This window comes from Epilithonimonas mollis (assembly GCF_900142325.1).
Lineage (GTDB): Bacteria > Bacteroidota > Bacteroidia > Flavobacteriales > Weeksellaceae > Epilithonimonas > Epilithonimonas mollis.
In genome coordinates this window covers 664,694-688,066 of the sequence record NZ_FRAM01000001.1, presented here as the reverse complement: position 1 = coordinate 688,066, position 23,373 = coordinate 664,694, and the positions used below count along the sequence as shown (strand labels likewise).

At 39.3% G+C, this 23,373-nt stretch carries 15 protein-coding genes; 9 read left to right on the top strand and 6 right to left on the bottom strand.

What is annotated here, in order from left to right; genetic code table 11:
- Positions 1-74: 74 nt before the first annotated feature.
- From BUA97_RS03090 to rpmI, 3 genes are all read right to left on the bottom strand, one after another.
- The gene (locus BUA97_RS03090) at positions 75-1,256 is read right to left on the bottom strand and encodes a M28 family peptidase (RefSeq protein WP_072996383.1); all 1,182 of its coding nucleotides are present in this window, start codon (positions 1,254-1,256) and stop codon (positions 75-77) included.
- A gap of 76 nt (positions 1,257-1,332) precedes the next feature.
- Positions 1,333-1,677, bottom strand: coding sequence for a 50S ribosomal protein L20 (gene rplT, locus BUA97_RS03085; RefSeq protein WP_027384638.1), 345 nt, complete (start codon positions 1,675-1,677; stop codon positions 1,333-1,335).
- 113 nt (positions 1,678-1,790) lie between these two features.
- A complete protein-coding gene (gene rpmI, locus BUA97_RS03080) occupies positions 1,791-1,988 on the bottom strand; it encodes a 50S ribosomal protein L35 (RefSeq protein ID WP_072996382.1) in 198 nt (65 codons plus the stop codon).
- Between the two features lie 409 nt (positions 1,989-2,397).
- On the opposite strand from rpmI, the gene rpoB reads away from it, so the two are divergent.
- From rpoB to BUA97_RS03065, 3 genes are all read left to right on the top strand, one after another.
- Entirely contained in the window at positions 2,398-6,225 is a 3,828-nt protein-coding gene (rpoB, locus tag BUA97_RS03075) for a DNA-directed RNA polymerase subunit beta (RefSeq protein ID WP_072996381.1), read from the top strand.
- A gap of 98 nt (positions 6,226-6,323) precedes the next feature.
- Positions 6,324-10,589: a DNA-directed RNA polymerase subunit beta' gene (gene rpoC, locus BUA97_RS03070; protein ID WP_072996380.1), complete on the top strand. Its 4,266-nt coding sequence runs from the start codon at positions 6,324-6,326 to the stop codon at positions 10,587-10,589.
- Positions 10,590-10,700: 111 nt separating this feature from the next.
- On the top strand, positions 10,701-11,006 hold the full coding sequence (locus BUA97_RS03065) for a DUF3467 domain-containing protein (RefSeq protein WP_072996379.1): 306 nt from the start codon (positions 10,701-10,703) through the stop codon (positions 11,004-11,006).
- 342 nt (positions 11,007-11,348) lie between these two features.
- On the opposite strand, the gene BUA97_RS03060 is transcribed toward BUA97_RS03065, so the two are convergent.
- Entirely contained in the window at positions 11,349-12,413 is a 1,065-nt protein-coding gene (locus BUA97_RS03060) for an NAD(P)-dependent alcohol dehydrogenase (RefSeq protein WP_072996378.1), read from the bottom strand.
- Between the two features lie 35 nt (positions 12,414-12,448).
- Here BUA97_RS03060 and BUA97_RS03055 point away from each other — a divergent pair, with 35 nt between their 5' ends.
- Positions 12,449-12,880 carry a VanZ family protein gene (locus BUA97_RS03055; RefSeq protein ID WP_072996377.1) on the top strand — a complete coding sequence of 144 codons (432 nt, stop codon included), beginning with the start codon at positions 12,449-12,451 and terminating at the stop codon, positions 12,878-12,880.
- Here BUA97_RS03055 and BUA97_RS03050 read toward each other — a convergent pair.
- Complete coding sequence (locus tag BUA97_RS03050; protein WP_072996376.1) at positions 12,867-14,537, bottom strand: OmpA family protein; 1,671 nt, start codon at positions 14,535-14,537, stop codon at positions 12,867-12,869. The two genes, BUA97_RS03055 and BUA97_RS03050, sit on opposite strands and share 14 nt — an antisense overlap.
- A gap of 85 nt (positions 14,538-14,622) precedes the next feature.
- Positions 14,623-14,970, bottom strand: coding sequence for a T9SS type A sorting domain-containing protein (locus BUA97_RS03045; RefSeq protein ID WP_072996375.1), 348 nt, complete (start codon positions 14,968-14,970; stop codon positions 14,623-14,625).
- Positions 14,971-15,079: 109 nt separating this feature from the next.
- On the opposite strand from BUA97_RS03045, the gene hemB reads away from it, so the two are divergent.
- The 5 genes from hemB (at position 15,080) to BUA97_RS03020 (ending at position 23,323) form a co-directional block, all read left to right on the top strand.
- Positions 15,080-16,072 (top strand): porphobilinogen synthase, encoded by a 993-nt coding sequence (gene hemB, locus BUA97_RS03040; RefSeq protein ID WP_084081240.1) that lies wholly within the window; start codon positions 15,080-15,082, stop codon positions 16,070-16,072.
- Between the two features lie 222 nt (positions 16,073-16,294).
- Entirely contained in the window at positions 16,295-16,891 is a 597-nt protein-coding gene (locus tag BUA97_RS03035; protein WP_072996373.1) for a TetR/AcrR family transcriptional regulator, read from the top strand.
- A gap of 261 nt (positions 16,892-17,152) precedes the next feature.
- Complete coding sequence (locus BUA97_RS03030) at positions 17,153-18,313, top strand: efflux RND transporter periplasmic adaptor subunit (RefSeq protein ID WP_072996372.1); 1,161 nt, start codon at positions 17,153-17,155, stop codon at positions 18,311-18,313.
- Between the two features lie 98 nt (positions 18,314-18,411).
- Entirely contained in the window at positions 18,412-21,582 is a 3,171-nt protein-coding gene (locus BUA97_RS03025) for an efflux RND transporter permease subunit (RefSeq protein WP_072996371.1), read from the top strand.
- Between the two features lie 319 nt (positions 21,583-21,901).
- Positions 21,902-23,323, top strand: coding sequence for an efflux transporter outer membrane subunit (locus BUA97_RS03020; RefSeq protein ID WP_139258211.1), 1,422 nt, complete (start codon positions 21,902-21,904; stop codon positions 23,321-23,323).
- Positions 23,324-23,373: the final 50 nt, after the last annotated feature.

Sequence of the window (23,373 nt, the reverse complement as noted above, 5' to 3'; positions counted from 1 at the left end):
GTATTCCAATATTTATCATATAAAAAATCCCGAGTAATTATCTCAGGATTAATATTTAGAATGCGGTATTAAGCTTATTCTATGATGATTTTTCTGGTAATTCGTTTATCATCAATTAAAATTGTTCCAAGATAAACACCAGGCTTCAAATTGGAAATATCAATTTGATTATTGTTCTCCTTGCTGACTAGAATCTGGTTTCCGGGCATATCTGTTATTTCAAAAGTAAAATCTCTTATCTCATCGGGGATTTTCAAATTCAAAATGTTTTTAACAGGATTGGGGTAAAATTGCACAGATTCCAGAGTTTTTGAGACAAGATCTTCAGCAGACAGCAGCGTTTTGGATGCAGCAGAAAAATGCTGGATGGATCCGACAGCGGCTTTTGCGATGTTATACACATACACAGGATCCATGTTCACTAGAAGATCGTTTGCCGTATGAACATACGGGTTATTATAACCACCTTCGTACTCCCAATATCCGGTAATGATCTCGCCATTTTGCTGAAAAGGAACATAATCTGTACTTTCTGCAGGATCAAAATCCACATTAAGTGGTGAGTACAGCAATGTGCAGTTTGCCAATTCCTGAACGGCAATTGCTGCTGCTGCATTATTACTGGTTGGAGAGGCCTGATCTCTATCGTGATAAAGTTTGGTATTTGCTTTTGTTGCCAATCCTCCAACCTGATCGAGGTTCACTACAATTTTAATATCCATTTTTGGTGTAGTTCCGTTTACGATTTGCGAAACATATCGGGAACTTCCCAAAAGTCCCTGCTCTTCGCCGGAAAAATGAATGAACCTTATGGAATATTCCGTCGGAACATTTTTCAGGATTCTTGCGATTTCCAGTATAACCGAAGTTCCGCTTCCGTTGTCATTGGTTCCCGGACCATTGATAGAATCAAAATGCCCGCAAACTATCACGTATTTGTTAGGGTAAAGTGTTCCAGTTTTTGTAACGATTAGGTTTTTGGAAGAATAACCATTTGCAGTCCAAGAGTGTTCAAAAAAGTCTGCCGTGGTGTAACCAAAAGATGCATATTTGTTTTTAATCCAGTTAAGTGTATTGGTGTTTTGTACTGTTCCTGTTTTCTTTACCCCAAGATTCTCAAACTGCTGCAGATAGGTGTTGATGTTGGTTTGAGAAACTAGATTTGCCCTGTCCTGGTAAGCCTGAATGAAAGTTTGAGCTTTTATAAGTCCTGCAACTGCGAAAAGCATAAAAGAAAGTAGGATTCTTTTGGTCATTGTTAAATTAATTTGGCCAAAAATAAAAAAATCCTGAGAATTCTCAGGATTTTATATTGATAACAAAGATTTATAATTATTTTACTTGATCTACAACAGCTTTGAAAGCTTCCGGATGATTCATTGCAAGGTCTGCAAGAACTTTTCTGTTCAGCTCGATGTTGTTTTTCTTAAGAGCTCCCATAAACTGAGAGTAGGATAATCCATGTTCTCTGGCACCCGCATTGATACGAGTTACCCAAAGGCTTCTGAAGTTTCTTTTCTTCTCTTTTCTACCGCGGTAAGCATATTGCATTGCTTTTTCAACGGCATTTTTAGCTACAGTCCAAACATTTTTTCTTCTACCGAAAAAACCTTTAGCTTGCTTAAGTACTTTTTTTCTACGCGCTCTGGACGCTACAGAATTTACTGATCTTGGCATAATTTAGATTGTTTTTTTTGAAAAGGGCGGCAATGTTATTGCTCTTAGTTGCACCGTTTCAGGGTTAATTTTTGAATTTTTTGAATTCTTATAAACCGGATGATTTATAAAAACTACTTAATTGCTAATTGACGTAGAACACTTTTCTTGTCCACTTCTGCAACATAAGAAGTTTGCGTAAGATTTCTCTTTTGCTTAGTTTCTTTTTTAGTCAAGATGTGGCTTTTGAAAGCACCCTTTCTTTTGATCTTTCCGGTTCCGGTAAGAGCAAAACGCTTTTTAGCACCTGATTTCGTTTTTAATTTTGGCATTGTTCTGCTTTTTATAATTTGTTATCAATAATCTTATTTAATTACTTCTGAAATTTTAGAAATAATAGTTTGCAAATTTATAAAATAATTCATAATTTTGCAACTCTTTTGGCGCTAATAATTTATATACACTAAAAACAATCAAGACTCTTTCATTATATAATGGAAGGGGATTTCTGTTTGTATATGGCTTATTAGCGCCAGATGAATGTAAAAATATTTTGCACTACGTCGTGAAAAGATATACCGGCGTTGCAGTTAGATACTGAAAGAGAAAAGAAACAAGGCAAAAGAAACATACATAACGGCGCCAAAGTTATATATTCCTTAATCTTTTTACTTTTCCTGACTCTTATTTATCTGATATTTTTTAATCAAAATATTTTTTAACCCTTTTTCTTATAATTTTATGAGTAAAACACAGGCCGCTCCTAAGGTTCAAGGTAATGAAAGAATCAACTTTTCTTCTGCGAAAGGTAGAATCGAAACACCTGACTTTTTGGACATCCAAATCCAGTCTTTCAAGGAATTTTTCCAGCTGGACACACTTCCTGAACAACGATTGAATGAGTCACTTTACAAGACTTTTCAGGAAAATTTCCCAATTACAGATTCCAGAAACCAATTCGTATTGGAGTTTTTGGATTATCTTGTAGATTCTCCGCGTTACTCTATAGATGAGTGTGTGGAAAGAGGATTGACTTATTCAGTTCCTCTGAAAGCCAGATTGAAACTGTATTGTACAGATCCGGAACATGAAGATTTCCAGACTGTTGTACAGGATGTATATCTGGGTCCGGTTCCTTACATGACGCCAAGCGGATCTTTCATCATCAATGGTGCTGAAAGGGTAATCGTAACGCAGCTTCACCGTTCACCTGGTGTATTCTTCGGGCAGACATATCATGCTAACGGAACCAAACTTTACTATTCAAGAATTATTCCTTTCAAAGGGTCTTGGATGGAATTTACAACTGATATCAACAGCGTAATGTACGCGTATATCGACCGTAAGAAAAAATTACCTTTAACTACATTATTAAGAGCAATCGGTTACGAATCTGATAAAGAGATACTTCAGATTTTTGACTTGGCAGAAGAAGTGAAAGTTTCTAAAGCAGCACTTAAAAAAGTAGAAGGAAGAACGCTTGCTGCGAGAGTTTTGAACACATGGTTCGAGGATTTCGTAGACGAGGATACTGGTGAGGTTGTTTCTATCGAAAGAAATGAGATCATACTGGACAGAGAAACCGTTCTTGAAAAAGAACATCTTGATATTATTCTGGATTCCGGCGTGAAGTCTATCCTGATTCATAAAGAAAATTCCAACGAATTCTCTATCATCCAGAATACATTACAAAAAGACCCTACCAACTCCGAGAAAGAAGCGGTAGAATATATCTATCGTCAGCTCAGAAATGCTGATGCGCCGGATGAGGAAACCGCAAGAGGAATTATTGAAAAATTATTCTTCTCCGAGCAGAGATATTCACTTGGTGAAGTAGGTCGTTACAGACTAAACAAAAAATTAGGTCTTAATATTTCTGAAGATACTCAGGTTCTGACAAAAGAAGATATCATCTCTATCGTAAAACACTTGATCGAACTGGTGAATTCTAAGGCTGAGGTTGATGATATCGACCACCTTTCCAACAGACGTATCAAAACTGTAGGTGAGCAGTTGTCAGGACAGTTTGGTGTAGGTCTTTCCAGAATTGCAAGAACAATCAAGGAAAGAATGAACGTTAGAGATAACGAAATCTTTACGCCGGTTGATTTAGTTAATGCTAAGACTTTGACATCTGTTATCAATTCATTCTTTGGTACCAACCAGCTTTCTCAGTTCATGGATCAGACCAACCCATTGTCAGAGATCACTCACAAGAGAAGATTATCTGCACTGGGACCTGGTGGTTTATCAAGAGAAAGAGCTGGTTTCGAGGTTCGTGACGTTCACCATACACACTACGGAAGAATTTGTCCGATTGAAACTCCGGAAGGACCGAATATCGGTTTGATATCTTCTTTGGGAATGTATGCGAAAATCAATACGCTTGGTTTCATAGAAACACCTTATAGAAAAGTTGAGAACGGGAAAGTTGATCTTAACGCAAAACCAATCTACCTGAATGCTGAAGATGAAGAATATAAAGTAATTGCTCAGGCAAACGTTGCGTTGAGTGATGACGGTAACTTCGAAACAGACAGGATTATTGCCCGTCTTGATGGAGATTACCCGGTAGTAGAGCCTCAGCAAGTAGATTTGATTGATGTTGCACCAAACCAGATTTCCGGTATTTCTGCATCTTTGATTCCATTCCTGGAGCATGATGATGCGAACCGTGCATTGATGGGGTCGAATATGATGCGTCAGGCAGTTCCATTATTGAAACCTCAGGCACCAATCGTTGGTACAGGTTTGGAAAAACAAGTAGCAAAAGATTCCAGAATCCTGATCAATGCAGAAGGAAGTGGTGTTGTAGAATATGTAGATGCTGAGAGAATCGTAATCAAATACGAAAGAACCGAAGAAGACGATCTTGTCAACTTTGATCCGGCAACGAAAACTTATAAACTTACTAAGTTCAGAAAAACCAACCAGAGCACAACAATTACTCTCAGACCAAACGTAAGAGTAGGTGATAAGGTAGAAAAAGGACAGGTGCTTTGTGACGGTTATGCAACTGAGAACGGAGAATTGGCTCTTGGTAGAAACCTGGTAGTTGCGTTCATGCCTTGGAAAGGATATAACTTCGAGGATGCAATCGTGATTAATGAAAAAGTAGTTCGTGAAGACTGGTTTACTTCGATTCATGTTGACGAATATTCTCTAGAGGTTCGTGATACCAAATTGGGTATGGAAGAACTGACAGCGGATATTCCTAACGTTTCTGAAGAAGCAACCAAAGATCTCGATGAGAACGGTATGATCCGTATCGGTGCAGAAGTGAAGCCTGGTGATATCCTTATCGGAAAAATCACGCCAAAAGGTGAATCTGACCCGACTCCGGAAGAAAAACTTCTTAGAGCAATCTTCGGAGACAAAGCTGGTGACGTGAAAGATGCTTCATTGAAAGCGGATTCTTCTCTCAGAGGAGTTGTTATCAACAAAAAATTGTTCTCCAGAAATATCAAAGACAAAAAGAAAAGAAGCGAAGAGAAAATAAAGTTGGAAGAAATCGAAAATACTTACAAAAATAAGTTCGACGATTTAAGAAATACTTTGATAGACAAACTGAATACTCTGGTTTCCGGTAAAACATCTCAAGGAGTTAAAAATGACCTGGATGAGGAAATGATCGGAAAAGGAACCAAGTTCACTTTGAAATTGCTTCAGTCTGTTGAGGATTATGTAAACATCAGCGGCGCAGACTGGACTGTTGATGCAGACAAAAATGAATTGATCAAGCAATTGATCCACAATTATAAGATTAAATACAACGATCTTTCGGGTGTTAAAAACCGTGAAAAATTTGCATTGTCAATCGGAGATGAGCTACCTGCAGGTATTATCAAATTAGCAAAAGTTTACATCGCTAAGAAGCGTAAACTGAATGTTGGAGATAAGATGGCTGGTCGTCACGGTAACAAAGGTATCGTTTCAAGAATCGTTCGTGAAGAAGATATGCCGTTCCTGGAAGACGGAACACCGGTTGATATCGTATTGAATCCACTTGGGGTACCTTCTCGTATGAACATCGGTCAGATCTATGAAACTGTTCTTGGATGGGCTGGTAAACAGCTTGGATTGAAATTCGCAACGCCGATCTTCGACGGAGCTAGTTTAGATCAAATTACCGAGTACACCGAGCAGGCAGCACTTCCTAAATTCGGAAACACGCACCTTTACGACGGTGGAACAGGTGAGAGATTTACGCAGCCGGCAACCGTTGGTGTGATCTATATGTTGAAGCTGGGACACATGGTAGATGATAAGATGCACGCGCGTTCTATCGGACCTTACTCATTGATTACGCAGCAGCCGTTAGGAGGTAAAGCGCAATTCGGAGGTCAGAGATTCGGAGAGATGGAGGTTTGGGCTCTTGAAGCATTCGGAGCATCGAATATTCTTAGAGAGATCCTGACTGTGAAGTCGGATGACGTGATTGGTAGAGCAAAAACTTATGAAGCGATTGCAAAAGGAGAAGCAATGCCAGAACCTGGTATTCCGGAATCTTTCAACGTATTACTTCACGAGTTACAAGGTCTTGGACTTGATGTAAGACTTGAAGAATAATTTTAAATTTTAAATGATGAATTTTAGATGGTCTTAGTTTCTGTGCATTAGCATTTAATCTAAAATCTAAAATCTAAAATCTAAAATCTGATCAAAAAATGTCAAATAAAAATAAAACAAGTCGATTTAATAAAATCACTATTGGTTTAGCTTCACCGGAATCTATTCTTCAGGAATCGAGAGGCGAAGTTCTAAAACCAGAAACGATCAACTATCGTACGCACAAACCGGAAAGAGATGGTTTGTTCTGCGAGAAGATCTTTGGTCCTGTAAAAGACTACGAATGTGCTTGTGGAAAATACAAAAGAATCCGTTACAAGGGGATTGTTTGTGATAGATGTGGAGTAGAAGTTACAGAGAAAAAAGTACGTAGAGAGAGAATCGGACACATCAACCTTGTTGTGCCTGTAGCTCACATCTGGTATTTCCGTTCTTTACCAAACAAAATTGGTTATCTGTTAGGTATTCCTTCCAAGAAATTGGATATGATTATCTATTACGAAAGATATGTTGTGATCCAGCAAGGTATTGCTAAGAAAGCTGACGGTTCAGATTTCGATGATAAGGAATTTCTTACTGAAGAAGAATATCTGGATGTTCTGGAAACACTTCCTGTAGAAAATCAATATCTTGATGATTCTGACCCAAATAAATTCGTTGCCAAAATGGGAGCGGAAGCGGTTGAAGAATTGTTGAGAAGAATCGATCTTGATTCATTATCTTTCGATCTGAGACACAAAGCGCATAATGAATCTTCTAAACAAAGAAGAACTGAAGCTCTGAAAAGATTAAATGTTGTAGAAGCACTTAGAGCTGCTAATACAAGAATGATCAATAAGCCGGAGTGGATGATCATGCGTGTTCTTCCTATCATACCACCGGAACTAAGACCATTGGTTCCATTGGATGGAGGACGTTTTGCAACTTCCGATCTTAATGACCTTTACAGAAGAGTTATTATCAGAAACAACCGTCTGAAGAGACTTTTGGAAATCAAAGCGCCGGAAGTAATCTTGAGAAACGAGAAGCGTATGCTTCAGGAGTCTGTAGATTCATTGTTTGATAATACAAGAAAATCTTCTGCTGTAAAATCTGAATCCAACAGACCATTGAAATCCCTTTCAGATTCATTGAAAGGTAAGCAAGGTCGTTTCCGTCAGAACTTATTAGGAAAAAGGGTAGATTACTCTGCGCGTTCGGTTATCGTCGTTGGACCTAGCTTGCAATTGCACGAGTGTGGTCTTCCAAAAGATATGGCTGCAGAGCTTTACAAACCGTTCATCATCAGAAAACTAATTGAGAGAGGAATTGTAAAAACTGTAAAATCAGCTAAGAGAATCATCGACAGAAAAGAGCCTGTAGTTTATGATATCCTTGAAAATGTGATGAAAGGTCACCCGGTTCTTTTGAACAGAGCACCTACGCTTCACAGATTGGGTATCCAGGCATTCCAGCCGAAGATGATCGAAGGTAAAGCGATCCAGCTTCACCCGTTGGTAACAACGGCTTTCAACGCCGACTTTGATGGTGACCAGATGGCGGTTCACTTGCCGTTAGGCCCGGAAGCTATCTTGGAAGCTCAGTTATTAATGTTAGGTTCTCAGAACATCCTTAACCCTGCGAATGGTTCACCAATTACGGTACCTTCTCAGGACATGGTTTTGGGTCTGTATTTCATGACCAAAGAAGCTCATTCTACTGATGATTATAAAGTAAAAGGTGAAGGTCTTGCTTTCTATTCTCCTGAAGAAGTGGAAATTGCTTATGCAGAAGGACAAGTGTCTCTTAATGCAAAAGTAAGATGCCGTCTTCCTATCAAAGAAAATGGAGAGATCGTTACTAAATTAACAAATACAACTGTTGGTAGAATTTTGTTTAATCAAATTGTACCGGTACAAGTTGGATATGTAGACGAGTTATTGACTAAGAAATCTCTTAGAAATGTAATCGGTCAGATCCTTGCGGATACAGATTTTCCAACCACAGTGAAGTTCCTGGATGACATGAAGAACCTTGGGTATGCCAACGCATTCAAAGGAGGTCTTTCATTCAGTCTTGGAGATATTGTGATCCCTGCGGAAAAGAAAACCATGATTGCTACAGCTGTAGAATCTGTAGACGAGATCAAGGCTAACTATAACATGGGTCTTATCACTGATACAGAACGTTATAACCAGGTCATCGACGTTTGGACTAATACCAATGCCGGTCTTACTGAAATGATCATGAGCAGAATGAAATCTGACCAGGGTGGATTCAACTCTGTATTTATGATGCTTGATTCCGGGGCGAGGGGTTCTAAAGAGCAGATTCGTCAGTTGTCTGGGATGAGAGGTTTGATGGCAAAACCACAAAAAGCTGGTTCTGTCGGAGCAGAGATCATCGAAAACCCGATCGTTGCGAACTTTAAAGAAGGTTTGTCGATCCTGGAATACTTTATCTCTACCCACGGTGCCCGTAAAGGTCTTGCAGATACCGCTCTTAAAACTGCCGATGCCGGTTACCTGACCAGAAGATTGGTAGACGTTGCACAGGATGTTATCATTACAGAAGATGACTGTGGAACATTGAGAGGGACGGAAGTAACTGCACTTAAGAAAAATGATGATATCGTAGAAAAGATCTCTGACCGAATTCTTGGTAGAGTGTCTCTACATAATATTTACCACCCGGAAACAGATGAATTGTTGGCTAATGCCGATGAGATGATCGTAGAAGCAGTGGCTAAGCAAATCGAGGAAGCTGGGATCGAGGCTGTAGAAGTTCGTTCTCCTTTGACTTGTGAAGCTAAGAAAGGTATCTGTGCAAAATGTTACGGACGTAACCTTGCAACAGGTAAAGGCATTCATATGGGAGAAGCTGTTGGTGTAATCGCTGCACAGTCTATCGGTGAGCCGGGAACTCAGTTAACACTGAGAACTTTCCACCAAGGGGGTACTGCTGGTAACATCTCTGAAAATCCAAGTATTGTTGCAAAACGTGACGGTATCGTGGAGATGGATGAAGTCAGAACTATTAAGTCTGAAGGAGAAGAAGGGCAATCTGCGGATATCGTGGTTTCCCGTTCTACCGAATTCAGATTGGTTGCAGATAACGAAGCGAGAACACCAATCATGATAGCTAACGTTCCTTATGGATCCGAATTATCTGTAAAACCAGGTGATAAAGTGAAAAAAGGTGATCTTATTGCAAAATGGGATCCGTATAACGCAGTTATTATTGCAGAAACATCCGGTAAAGTAGAGTACGAGGATATCATCCAGGGTATCTCTTTCCAACTGGAGATTGACGAACAGACAGGTTTCGAAGAGAAAGTAATCTCCGAATCAAGAAATAAGAAAGCCGTACCAACATTGAAGGTGGTGGATTCCAAGGGGGTTGAGCAGAAAGCTTACAACTTACCGGTAGGAGCCCACTTGATGGTAAACGACGGTGAAAAGATCAAGGCTGGTAAAGTCCTTATCAAGATCCCGAGAAAATCTGCAAAAGCAGGGGATATCACCGGAGGTCTTCCGAGAGTTACAGAATTGTTCGAAGCGAGAAATCCTTCAAACCCTGCTGTAGTAACGGAAATCGATGGTGTTGTTTCTTACGGTAAAATCAAAAGAGGTAACCGTGAATTGATCGTGGAAGCTAAGACTGGTGAAATCAAGAAATATTTGGTTAAATTATCCAACCAGATTCTGGTACAGGAAAATGACTTCGTTTATGCTGGTGACCCGCTTTCTGACGGTTCCATCACACCGGATGATATCCTGAGAATCAAAGGTCCAACTGCGGTTCAGGAATATCTGGTGAACGAGATCCAGGAGGTTTACCGTTTACAAGGGGTAAAGATTGATGATAAGCATTTCGAGATCATTGTTCGTCAGATGATGACAAAAGTGGAGATCGTGGATGGAGGAGATACACAGTTCCTTGAAAATGCTTTGGAGCACAAATATGACTTTCTGGAAGAGAACAACAGAGTTTTCGGACTGAAGGTTGTTGTAGAGCCGGGAGATTCTAAGGAATTCAAAGCGGGACAGATGATCACTGCAAGAGAACTCAGAGATGAGAACTCCAAGCTGAAGAGAGAAGATCAGGCTCTTGTTGAGGTAAGAGAAGCGCTTCCTGCAACGGCGACTCCTGTACTACAGGGTATCACCAGAGCAGCACTACAGACTAAGTCATTCATGTCTGCTGCGTCCTTCCAGGAAACGACTAAGGTTCTTAACGAAGCGGCAGTTTCCGGGAAAATCGACTTCCTGAACGGTCTTAAAGAAAATGTAATCGTAGGGCACAGAATCCCTGCAGGTACAGGTCTGAAAGACTATCAGAGTGTGATCGTCGGATCCAGAAAAGAATTCGAAGATATTAACTAAAAGACTTTAGAAAATAGACCGATAGATAATAGATTTTTATAATAATTTCTGTTGTCTATTAGTCTATTATCTATTATCTTGCAATCTATAATTTAAAAATTAAAAAGAACAATGGACAACAATCAAAATCAAGATCCAAACAACATCAATATCGAACTTAATGAAATGGTAGCTGCTGGTGTTTATGCTAATTTAGCTTTAGTAAACCACTCTCCATCAGAATTCGTAGTAGATTTCATCCAGTTGATGCCGGGTGTACAGCAGGCTAAAGTGAGATCAAGAGTAATCTTGGCTCCGCTTCATGCGAAGAGAGTTTTGGCTGCATTGCAACAAAACATCACGAACTACGAGCAGCAGTTCGGTGAGATCAAAGAAGTTGAACCTTTCGTATTGGGAGGAAACAACGTTCAGGCTTAATTCCTGATTCAAAAAGATAAAGCAAGGCTTCCGATTTATTCGGAAGCTTTTTTGTTTTTTAAATCTTGTTTTTTTTAAAAATTGAATGTAAAACAAGAGTATTTCAACCTATAAATGCAGGCTTCTGCATAGCCGATGAACAGGGCAACTGCAGGGATGGTTCAAAAGGTCTTGATGTTTTATCAAAAACGTCCTGATGTTTTGAGTAAAAGGTCTTGATCTTTTTATAAGAACATTAAGAGGTTTTTTTGAAAAGGCATAAGTATTATCTTAATTTTCGCTTTATAAAATGTCTAAAACAAAAAAGAGATTCTCTCTTTGTATGATCGAATTGAATCGAATTTAGTTCTTCAGACTCTTCATATCGATGACGAACCTGTATTTTACATCGCTTTTCAGCATTCTTTCATAAGCCTCGTTGATATCCTGGATATTGATGATCTCGATGTCCGAAACAATGTTCTTTTCTCCGCAGAAGTCCAGCATCTCCTGAGTTTCTTTGATGCCACCAATCAGCGAACCGGCCACCGAACGTCTCTTGTAGATCATCGGCCTTGTGCTCACGGCATTATTTTCAAATTCTCCGATGAATCCTACCAGAACCAGGGTTCCGTTCACAGTCAGCGTATTCATATAAGGATTGATGTCGTGTTCATAAGGAACGGTATCGATAATCAAATCAAACTTGTTGAAGGCGGATTTCATCTGCTCTTCATCAGTCGATATAACGATATGATCGGTCCCGAGTGCTTTTGCATCTTCAGTTTTCCCCGGTGTTCTGGAGAATAAGGTCACTTCTGCACCCAGGCCTTTTGCTAATTTAATCGCCATGTGACCCAATCCCCCCAAACCGACAACTGCCACTTTAGAATTTTCATTAACATTCCAATGCTTCAGAGGCGACCAGGTGGTGATCCCTGCGCAAAGAAGCGGCGCTGCTGCAGCCATGTCCAGGTTTTCCGGAAGTCTCAGCACAAAATGCTCATCGACTACTACCGATTCTGCGTAGCCGCCAAAGGTTCTGGTGTCTTCCAAGTATTTGTCTTTTCCATTGTAAGTTCCCGTGAAACCTTTTTCACAGAACTGTTCCAGATCCTGTTCGCAGCTATGGCAAGTTCTGCAGGAGTCTACCATACAACCGACTGCAACCAGGTCTCCAACTTTAAACTTTGTAACATCAGACCCGACATTAAGAACTTTTCCTACAATTTCGTGGCCTGGGACTACAGGATAAACAGACCCACCCCAATCGTTTCTGGCTGTATGAAGGTCGGAGTGGCAGACCCCACAATAATAGATGTCGATTTCGATGTCTTTGGGCTGGACTTCTCTTCTTTCGATGGTCAGTAATTCCAGGTCATTTTCGGCAGCTTGTGTACCAAAGGCTTTTATTTTCGTTGTTTCCATTTATTTTAAATATTTTTACGTTATAATTTTAATTAATGAGGTTGTTTGTTAATAGGTATTATCCTGTTTTTATCAATATTTATACGGCCGGTGTCTTGTATCTATTATATTTTGGTGTAGCTCGTGATTTTCCGGATAGTCCGTTTAAAATTAATTACAGACCGTTTGAAACAATCATTGAGTATGTCACTTTGGTTCTGCCATACCGTCCTTTTGAATTTTCTCAAAATATACTTGGCAATATCATTCTCTTCATTCCTTATGGTTTTCTAGGGATTCTTTACCCGATGCTGAATCGATTCAGATGGTTGCTGATCATTTTTTTCATCATAATTAATATTACAGAGTTTTCTCAATACTATTTCAATAGAGGCTTTGCAGACATCGATGATGTTATACTCAATACTTTGGGTGCCGTTATCGGTTTTGTGATCTACAAAAAATGGTTTTTCATCAAGGGCAGATAACCTTCATCTCTGTTCTTCTGTTCAGTTGATGTTGCGACTCTGCACAATCTATACCATTACCGCATTGGTTTAAAAGTTTTGTTTCGCCGTATCCAATTGGTTTTAGCCTTGTTTTATCGATGCCTTTGGAAACCAGATAATCTACAGCAGCATTGGCCCTGTTTTGGGATAGCGTTTTGTTGTAGTCATCAGATGCGCGGGAATCTGTATGGGAAGCCAGTTCTACTTTTATGACAGGATTGTCTTTCATAAACTGAGCCAGCTTGTTAAGCTCAGCTTTAGCATCTTCGCGGATCAAGTATTTGTCCAGATCATAATGGATATTCTTCAGATTGATTGGTTTTCCGCAGGTTGTTTCTTCCATGCATACCTGTAGATTCAGGAAAAGTGTATTGGTTCTGTCCACTTTTTTGGATGTCACCATTTCTGTCTGGGAAAAGTAATTTCCCTTTTTGCCATAGATGCTATAAGCAGTGTTCTTATCTGCTTTGAAATAAAACTTCCCACTGATATCCGTCTTGATCTCCCGGAAAACTTCAGTATCATTGTTTTTGATGACAATAGTGACGTCTCTTAACGGGTTTTTTGAGTCGCAGATATTGACTTGCCCTTTTACAAAGAAAGTATCGGCATCAGTCGAGATTTCTTTTTTTACAGTCGAATTTTTTATGAATTCATTTTTATCGGCTTTGTTGGAAACAAGATCAATATTGTACAGGCTTCCTTTGATCTCGTAGTTGTCAGGTTTTATGTTCTTAAAGAAGGCAACACCCTGCGAGTTGGTTCTGGCAAAGTAAGCACGTTTTCCGTGTTTGTAAAGCTCAACAAATGTGTCCGGGAGGATAACTCCGGTTTCCTTGTCTCTTGCAACCACAGATAAGGTGTAGTCCGGACTGGATTTTTCGGTTGGGACCCGGAAAGTCAGGCCCGCAAAAACACCTGCCGAATGGATTTCATGCACAAGACTATTGCTTCTGATATCTGCAGCCGGTGGATCGATATGATATTGATTGTCGTTTTCTGAATAAGGTATATATCCCGCCACAGCATTGTTTTTTAACTGGTCTTTAGCTTTGAAATGCTGGATATAATAGGCACCGATATTCAGTCCTGCATATTCGGAGAAAAACCAGGTCAGTTCAATCTGTCCTTTTCCTGACAATATATTTTTTTCATTATAACCATTATGATAATTTAGATTATAACCGTTTGTAGTCAAAGATGTTTCACCTCCTTTGATATTGGAAATACCGCCTTTTAATTTAAAAGCTATGCCAAGATTATCATTAATTATATAACGGAAGTTTGGACCAATTCCTAAGAATAATCTCTCTGTTTTATTTTCAGTTAAGCTGGTATTGAAAAGTGAAGTACTTCCATTGAAGAGATGCTCTGTCGGGTAAGTGTTTTTTGAAGTGTTTTTCAGATAATCAAAATCAATTCCCAACCCTATCCAATTAAAATAAAAATCAACAGTTGTTCCAAGATTTAAATTGTATTTGTAATCGATGTATTTAGTTTGATTATCATAAGAAGGAAAGTCCAGGCCGCCTCTTACTGAAATGTTCAGCTGATTGTCGTCGGATAGAGATTTTCTGAACTGGCAGTTGATAAGCTGGGAGAAAATGAAAAAAAATAATATTATTAATTTTCTCATAATTAATTTTCTTGGTAGGGCAAATTTACAGAATTAATCCAATAAAAAATGCCGGATAAACCGGCATTTATATTTTCAAAAAAAATTACTGTTTGATAATCTGAGTAATCTTCTGCGTATTATCCTCCAGCGTGTATCTCATAAGATACTTTCCAGGACGAAGTTTATCCAATCTCAGTTCAGCATTATTGCTGTTGATGACATATTCTGCAACTTGAACTCCCAATATTGAGAAAAAGGTAACAGATTTTATTTTTGTTGAATTATCTTTTGATTTTAAGATCAAGAAATCTTTAGCAGGATTTGGAGATGCAACAACAATACCGTCATCAGTTTTTTGGCCTGCTACCATACGGGTAGACTGTGCTTTCATCTCTCCCGAGAATCCTGCTGAAATTACCGTAAATATTATAAAGAATAAAAATTTTTTCATTCGCTTTAGTCTGTATTTAAACAATTACTTACAAATATATTTTAAATAAATTTAATACACAATACTCTATCCGTAAAAGTATAATTAAATTTGCATAAATATTTTATTAATAAAGATGATTTCAAGAAACAGAAGACTAAGAACCAATGATTCCATTAGAAGTCTGGTGCGTGAAACAATCCTTACTACAAACGATCTGGTGCTACCTATGTTTGTTATGGAAGGTAATAACAAAAAGGAAGCCATTTCTTCAATGCCTGGCGTTTTCAGACAAAGTCTTGACTTGACTGTACAGACTGTCAAAGAAAACTATAAACTGGGAATCAGGGCGGTCAATCTCTATATGAAGGTTTCCGATAACCTGAAAGACAACACAGGAAAGGAAGCCTGGAATGCCAACGGATTGATGCAGAATACTATAAGAGCTATCAAAGACGCAGTTCCGGAAGTTATCGTTATGCCGGATGTGGCATTGGATCCATACTCCGTTTACGGTCACGATGGCATTATTAAAAACGGAAAAATCGACAACGATTCTACAGTAGATGCACTTGTAAGAATGGGAATTTCCCACGCAGAAGCAGGCGCAGACATTCTGGCACCAAGCGATATGATGGACGGCCGGGTCATTGCCATGAGAAAAGGTCTTGAGGAAAACGGATTCTCAGATGTGGGCATTCTTTCGTATGCTGCAAAATATGCAAGTGCTTTTTATGGTCCGTTCCGAAGTGCCCTGGACAGTGCGCCTGTTGATGATCAGGAAATTCCTGCGGATAAGAAAACATATCAGATGGATTTTCATAATTCCCGTGAAGCCGTTGACGAAGTGCTGAAAGATGTGGAAGAAGGTGCTGACATTATCATGATAAAACCGGGAATGCCATATCTGGACATCGTTTCCAAAATCCGCAAGCTCATTACTCAACCGATTGCTGTGTACCAGGTCAGTGGCGAATACGCCATGCTGAAAGCTGCAGTGCAGAACGGCTGGCTTGATAATGATAAAGTTTTGATAGAAAGTTTAACCAGTATCAAACGCGCCGGTGCTGACATGATTTTCACTTATGCAGCACCGGAGGCTGCAAAACTTCTTAACAAATAAATCAGAAGCTATTTCCCGCTGTCCGCTGTATCTTTTTTCATTGCGAAGTTAGTTTAGTATTAAACGTAGGCTATGGCAATGAAAAAGGATGCCGCTTCCATCGGGGCTAGGTACTTATGGATAATATATAATATAATACCTTAGTCATTTATAAAATCGATTAGTTTTTTTGTCCATTAAAATTAAATGTTATATTTTTGCTAACACTGTTAGGAATTAATAATGGGAGTACACGAACGTAGACAACGCGAAAAAGAATCTATACGCGCCAATATTTTGGAGGCGGCCTTCTCTTTGGCAAAAACGGAAGGATGGGCTTCACTTTCTATCAGGAAGATCGCAGATGCAATCGAATACAGTGCACCGGTAGTTTATGATTATTTCGAAAACAAAGAGGCAATCCTATTCGAGATTTCTTTGAATGGCTTTCACCAGCTTCACATTGAATTATTGAAAGCCCAGAAAAAAAATGACAGTCCGGAAGAGCAGCTTGTTGCGATTTTAGATGCTTACTGGAACTTTGCGTTTAAGAATAAGGAGTATTATCAGCTGATGTTCGGATTGGGAATGCAATGCAGTGGAAAGGGTTTAATGAAGGAAGAATTTTCCTCTTTTCAGGATTTACTCTATGACTGCACTTATGATATCATTGTTAAAAAAGGGTCAAATCCGGATAATGCCTGTCACTCTTCACACGCCTTATTTTCTGCGGTTCATGGTTTGATTTCAATTATGATGATGCGAAATGATGATATCCCTACTACAATGAACAAGACAACGCTTGATGAAACTGTTGCAGCTTATATTAAATCGCTGTAAATTTTTTTTGAATTTATAATTAACACTGTTAGAAATATTAACACAGTATTAATTATTTATTTTCATTATAACAACTAATATTTGGATAAGTAGTTCTTTTTAATTAACACTGTTAGAATAAAGAACGACGGTCGGATTAATTATAAAATAACTTATAAATATGGAAACAATGTAAACTCTAATCTAACATCGTTAGATAAATTAACAACATTAAAAATTAGTCAGATTATTACAAAAAATTAACACACTTAAAAACTTGAAATGAAAATAACTAACAATTCAAAACTTATTGTACTGGTATCAGGTATCATATTTTTACAAAGTTGTACAAAAGCAGCAGACAATTCGGCAATGGCTTTCCCAACGCCTGAACTTCCTGTTTATACTGTTATCACTTCTCCTGCAACCACTTATCAGGAATTTCCAACTTCTTTGGAAGGTAAAAATAATGTGGAAATCCGTTCACAGGTGGACGGTTATCTGGACAGGATCTATGTGGAAGAAGGTTCTTTTGTAAGAGCCGGTCAGCCATTATTCAAAATTGACCCGAGGGTTTATGGTGAACAGATGAATATGGCTTCTGCCAATCTTCAGGCTGCCAACGCAAACATTCAAAAAGCAAAAGTGGAAGTCGACAGACTTCAGCCTTTGGTAGCTGACAAAGTGGTTTCCGATGTTCAACTGAAAACGGCAAAAGCCAATTATGCAGCAGCTGTTGCAGCAGCTGCTCAGGCAAAAGCTTCATTGGGTGGAAGTAAAATCAATGTCGGGTTTACAACCATTACAGCTCCCGTGAGCGGTTATATCGGAAGAATCCCTTATAAGAAAGGAAGCCTCATCTCCAGAACCGACCCTACGCCTTTGACTTTGTTGTCAGACATCAGTCAAATCTATGCTTACTTTTCTTTGAGCGAATTGGATTTCATTGCTTTTCAAAAGAAATATGCAGGCGCAACCCTTGAAGAAAAACTTAGGAATATGCCTGCAGTCGATTTGGTCATTGCAGACGGTAGCAATTATTCTGAAAAAGGAAAAATGAGTATCATCGACGGACAATTCGATAAAACAACTGGCGCAATCAGCGTTCGTGCAGTATTCCCAAATCCAAACGGAACTTTGAGAACAGGAAATACTGGCCGTGTCCGTATGCCGCAATTATTATCAGATGTAGTGGTAATTCCACAGGAATCGACTTTCGAAATTCAGGATAAAACCTATGTCTATGTTCTTGGAAAAGATAATAAAGTAACCGGAAAACCTGTGAAAATCTCAGGTAAGACCGAACATTATTACTTTATTTCCGAGGGATTGAATAAAAATGACAAAATCGTATTCACCGGAATCGGAAACTTGAAAGATGGTGTTCTTATCAAACCAAAACCGATTTCTTCTGACAGCTTGTTAAAAGCAAATCCTTTGTAATTTGTTAATCGTCGATTTGTAAATGCCGTTAAACTGCCGAATCGAATAACGATTTAACAAATTGACAGTTTAACGGTTCAACAAAAAATTAAACTAATATGTTAAAACAATTTATAGAAAGACCGGTCCTTTCAACGGTCATCTCCATTATATTATTGCTGTTGGGAGCATTGTCGGTGTTCAACCTGCCGATCACATTGTTTCCTGATATTGCGCCTCCAAGTGTTCAGGTAACGGCATTTTATCCAGGTGCGAATGCAGAAGTTGTTGCCCGTTCAGTTGCCGTTCCTATTGAGGAAGCCGTGAACGGTGTTGAGAATATGACTTATATGACATCTAACTCCAGTAACGACGGAACGATGACCTTGAGCGTATTCTTTAAACAAGGTTCCGATGCGGACAACGCTGCGGTAAATGTTCAGAACCGTGTGTCCAAAGCGATGAGTCAGCTTCCTCAGGAAGTTGTCCAGGCGGGGATTTCAACTCAGAAAGTTCAGAATAGTTTCATTATGTTTATGGGATTGTATAGTGAAGACCCAAAAGAATATGATGAACTATTCCTGCAGAACTATATGAAAATCAATATCATTCCACAGTTGCAGCGTATTCCGGGTGTAGCGCAGGCGCAGGTTTTCGGAACAAGAGATTATTCGATGAGACTGTGGCTGAAACCAGACCGTTTGGCGGCGAACAATCTTTCGCCTCAGGAAGTCCTGAATGCTGTAAAAGACCACAATCTTGAAGCTGCTCCGGGCCGTCTGGGGCAAGGAAGCAAGGAAACTTACGAGTACATTCTAAAATATAAAGGTAAACTGAGTAAAAATGAAGACTACGAAAACATTGCCATTAAAGCTAATAACGACGGCTCTTTCCTTAGACTTAAAGATGTAGCAAGAGTAGAATTTGGTTCTTATACTTACACTGCTGCGAACAGAGTTGATGGGAAACCGGTTTCAGGTTTTGCGATTCTTCAAACTGCAGGTTCTAACGCCAATGAAATCCTAACAGAAATTGAAAAGCAGGTTGAGGAATTCAAAACAACTTTGCCGAAAGGTGTGAAACCGATTATTATGTACAATTCCAAAGACTTTTTGGATGCGTCCATTCATCAGGTGGTTGAGACTTTGGTAATTGCATTTATCCTCGTTTTCATTGTTGTGTTTATTTTCCTTCAGGATTTCCGCTCGACATTGATTCCTGCAATTGCGGTTCCTGTTGCGATTATCGGAACATTCTTCTTCCTGCAGCTGTTTGGATTCAGTATCAATATGTTGACACTATTCGCACTGGTTCTGGCTATTGGTATTGTTGTCGATGATGCAATCGTCGTTGTGGAAGCAGTTCATTCTAAAATGGAACATACAGGAATGCCTGTGGAACATGCTACAGTGAGTTCTATGTCAGAGATTTCAGGCGCTATTATTTCGATTACTTTGGTAATGTGTGCCGTATTTATTCCGGTGGGTTTTATGCAAGGTCCGGCCGGCGTTTTCTACAGACAGTTTGCGTTCACGTTGGCGATTGCCATTATGATTTCTGCAGTTAATGCATTGACATTAAGTCCAGCTTTATGTGCTTTGTTCCTCAATGACCCGCAAGGCAAAAACGGCGAACATGATCATAAGAAAGGTTTTGGAGCGAGATTTTTCAACGCTTTTAATGTGGCGTTCAACAATATGACCAGAAAATATATTTATAGTCTTAAGTTTTTGATTAAGAATAAATGGGTTGCAATTGGTGGTTTGGGAATCATCATCGCTGCGAGTATTTTCCTGATTCAAAAAGCACCGACCGGATTTATCCCGACGGAAGACCAAGGTTTCGTGTTGTATGCGGTGAATACGCCTCCGGGAAGTTCATTGGAAAGAACACATAAGGCAACGGAACAAATCGATAAAATCGTGAAAGGTGAAAATGCGACCAATCACCTTTGGGTAGCAGACGGACTGAATTTCATCAGTAATGCCAATGCTTCGCCCTATTCCGCAGGTTTTATCAAGTTAAAAGATTACGAAGACCGCGGCGATATGAAAGACCCGGACCAGATTGCAGCAGCTTTGACAGGAAAAGTATCCCAGGTAAAAGATGCGAATGCGTTCTTTTTCAACTTCCCGACGGTTCAGGGATTTGGTAACGTTTCCGGTTTTGAGTTTATGCTTCAGGATAAAACCAACGGTTCCTTTGAACAATTGGGAACAACAACTCAGGCTTTCATCGGAGAACTGATGAAACGTCCCGAGATTGCTTTTGCTTTCACGACTTATGCGGCTGGAAATCCTCAATATACGATTGATGTTGATACCGATAAAGCCAACCAGTTAGGTGTTTCAATTACCGAACTGATGCAGACGATGCAAATCTATTACGGAAGTAGTTTCGTTTCGGATTTCAACAGATTTGGAAAATACTACAGGGTAATGGCGCAGGCGGATATTCCATATCGTACCGATACGAATTCTTTGGATGGTATCTATGTCAAAAATAACCAGAACGAAATGGTACCAGTCAAAACATTGGTGACTTTGAAAAGAACTTTCGGACCAGAAACTGTTACAAGAAACAACCTGTTCAACGCAGTTACCATTAACGGAACACCAAAACCGGGTTACAGTACAGGTGATGCGATTAAAGCAGTGGAAGAAACGGCGAAACAATCATTACCGAGAGGTTACGGCTACGAATGGACAGGAATCACGCGTGAAGAAATCAAAACAGGCGGACAAACGGCTTTCGTTTTTCTTTTGAGTATTTTGTTTGTTTACTTTTTGTTAGCAGCCCAATACGAAAGTTACATTCTTCCTTTTGCCGTTATTTTAACGGTTCCTACAGGGATTTTCGGAGTGTTTGCTTTTACAGGACTGGCAGGGATTGATAATAATATTTATGTTCAGGTTGGATTGATAATGCTCGTTGGATTGCTTGCGAAGAATGCCATTTTGATTGTAGAATTCGCAGTTCAGCGAAGAAAAGCAGGGAAAACTTTGATTGAATCAGCTTTACAAGCTTCGAGATTGAGATTAAGACCAATTCTGATGACATCATTCGCTTTCATTATCGGGATGTTGCCGTTGGTTTGGACGCAAGGTGCTGCTGCTAAAGGAAATCATTCTATCGGCATCAGTACGGTTGGCGGAATGTTTACGGGTGTTGTGTTTGGGATTTTCATCATTCCGGTGATGTACGTGATTTTCCAATATCTGCACGAGCAAATGCCAAGCAAAAAGAAACGCAAGCTGAAAAAAGAAAAAGCAGCTTTGAATTTAATTTAAGTTTAAACGCAAAGGCACAAAGATTTTTTCAATTACCTCTGTTTTTAAGACACAAAGATTTAAAATCTTCGATTTTTATTTTGCGACTTGAAGAAGCTTTATGAGGATAATTTTTTTGCGCCTTTGCGCTAAAAAACCATATCAAAATATGAATTAATAACATTGTTTTGGAACAGCGAATCACACGCAGCCCGACTTGAGTGGAAATCCTTTTTTGCTTGTACTTCAAGTTCTATTTAAACTGAAATCATCTGCAAAAAAGATTGGGAACGGAAGGCGGATTAAGCTGCCCAAATTAATAAATACAAAAGGAAAATAAATGAATATAATAACTAAGATAAAAGAGATTCTGGTCTCGACAGTAGTCGTAGCAAGCGCAGTTTCCTGTATGCCCAAATTAGCTTTGGACAAAGTGAGCCCGGAACTGCCGGAAACATTCCAATATACGGCAACAGCTGACACAGCGAGCGTCGCTAATCTGCAATGGAGACAGTTTTTCAACGACCCGATCTTGCAAGATCTGATCGAAAAGGGCATCAAAAATAATTATGATTTGCAAATTGCCTTGAAGCAGGTCGCCTCTTCCCAGGAACGACTGAAACAGGCCAAATATATGCAATATCCGGAAGTTGGATTTGGCGTAACAGGCCAAATAACAAGACCTTCCGATAACAGTCTGAACGGCCAAAGCATCAATTTGTTCCTTGGAAAAAGTTACGTTGAAGATTACAATGCAGCGTTCAATCTGTCCTGGGAAGCTGACATATGGGGAAAAATAAAGAACCAGCAGGAAGTTTCGAAAATGCAGTATCTGCAGACTTATGAAGCAACAAAAGCGATTCAAACCCAAGTTGTTGCAGCGATTGCACAAGGCTACTATAACCTTTTGATGCTGGATAAACAATTGGAAATTGCAAAATCTAATTTAGAATTAAGTAAAAACACATTTCATATCACAGAAAAAATCTGGCAAAGTGGCGATGCAACGTCTTTAGGCGTTCAGCAATCCAAAGCGCAAAAGGAATATACAGAACTTCTGATTACGCAACTGGAACAGAATATTAAAATTCAGGAAAATGCTTTGAGCATTTTGGTAGGGGAGAATCCTACTAAAATCAGCAGAACGCTAGAGATGTCTGACACGTCTCTTCCTCAAAATTTCTCAGCAGGATTGCCTGCAGCAATGGTGAGCCGCCGTCCGGATGTTCGTCAGCAGGAATTGGTTTTGCTCGAATCTAATGCTTTGATTGGAATTGCCCAGGCGAATATGTATCCTTCATTGAAAATCACAGCCAATGGTGGTGTGAATTCTTTCAAAATTGACAACTGGTTTCAGATTCCCGCTTCGTTGTTTGGTTCTGCTTTAGGCGGCGTTACGCAACCAGTTTTTCAGAAAAGACAATTGAAAACCAATCTTAATGTAGCGAAAATACAAAGAGAAAAAAACGTTCTGGCTTTTCGTCAATCTGTTCTGAATGCCGTTGGAGAAGTGACTGATGCCTTGGTGTCCAACGAAAGCCTGAAAGTTCAGGAAGAAAAAGCAAGTGAACAAGTAAATACTTTAAAATCAGGAATCCAGAGTGCTGAAAAACTCTATAAAAGCGGATTGGTCAATTATCTGGAAGTGATTACTGCACAAGGAAATTCTCTCCAGGCCGAACTGAATCTTGCATCGATAAAAAGACAGCGACTCAGCAGTATTGTTGATCTTTATCGTGCACTAGGCGGAGGCTGGAAGTAATTGTTATTAAGTTAAATTGTTAAAGACTTCTTCAGGTTAATTCTGAAGAA

Excerpts from the sequence above, each read along its gene's own strand:
- BUA97_RS03090 (WP_072996383.1), bottom strand. The coding sequence starts at position 1,256 with ATGACCAAAAGAATCCTACTTTCTTTTATGCTTTTCGCAGTTGCAGGA.
- rplT (WP_027384638.1), bottom strand. The coding sequence starts at position 1,677 with ATGCCAAGATCAGTAAATTCTGTAGCGTCCAGAGCGCGTAGAAAAAAA.
- rpmI (WP_072996382.1), bottom strand. The coding sequence starts at position 1,988 with ATGCCAAAATTAAAAACGAAATCAGGTGCTAAAAAGCGTTTTGCTCTT.
- rpoB (WP_072996381.1), top strand. The coding sequence starts at position 2,398 with ATGAGTAAAACACAGGCCGCTCCTAAGGTTCAAGGTAATGAAAGAATC.
- rpoC (WP_072996380.1), top strand. The coding sequence starts at position 6,324 with ATGTCAAATAAAAATAAAACAAGTCGATTTAATAAAATCACTATTGGT.
- BUA97_RS03065 (WP_072996379.1), top strand. The coding sequence starts at position 10,701 with ATGGACAACAATCAAAATCAAGATCCAAACAACATCAATATCGAACTT.
- BUA97_RS03060 (WP_072996378.1), bottom strand. The coding sequence starts at position 12,413 with ATGGAAACAACGAAAATAAAAGCCTTTGGTACACAAGCTGCCGAAAAT.
- BUA97_RS03055 (WP_072996377.1), top strand. The coding sequence starts at position 12,449 with ATGAGGTTGTTTGTTAATAGGTATTATCCTGTTTTTATCAATATTTAT.
- BUA97_RS03050 (WP_072996376.1), bottom strand. The coding sequence starts at position 14,537 with ATGAGAAAATTAATAATATTATTTTTTTTCATTTTCTCCCAGCTTATC.
- BUA97_RS03045 (WP_072996375.1), bottom strand. The coding sequence starts at position 14,970 with ATGAAAAAATTTTTATTCTTTATAATATTTACGGTAATTTCAGCAGGA.
- BUA97_RS03035 (WP_072996373.1), top strand. The coding sequence starts at position 16,295 with ATGGGAGTACACGAACGTAGACAACGCGAAAAAGAATCTATACGCGCC.
- BUA97_RS03030 (WP_072996372.1), top strand. The coding sequence starts at position 17,153 with ATGAAAATAACTAACAATTCAAAACTTATTGTACTGGTATCAGGTATC.
- BUA97_RS03025 (WP_072996371.1), top strand. The coding sequence starts at position 18,412 with ATGTTAAAACAATTTATAGAAAGACCGGTCCTTTCAACGGTCATCTCC.
- BUA97_RS03020 (WP_139258211.1), top strand. The coding sequence starts at position 21,902 with ATGAATATAATAACTAAGATAAAAGAGATTCTGGTCTCGACAGTAGTC.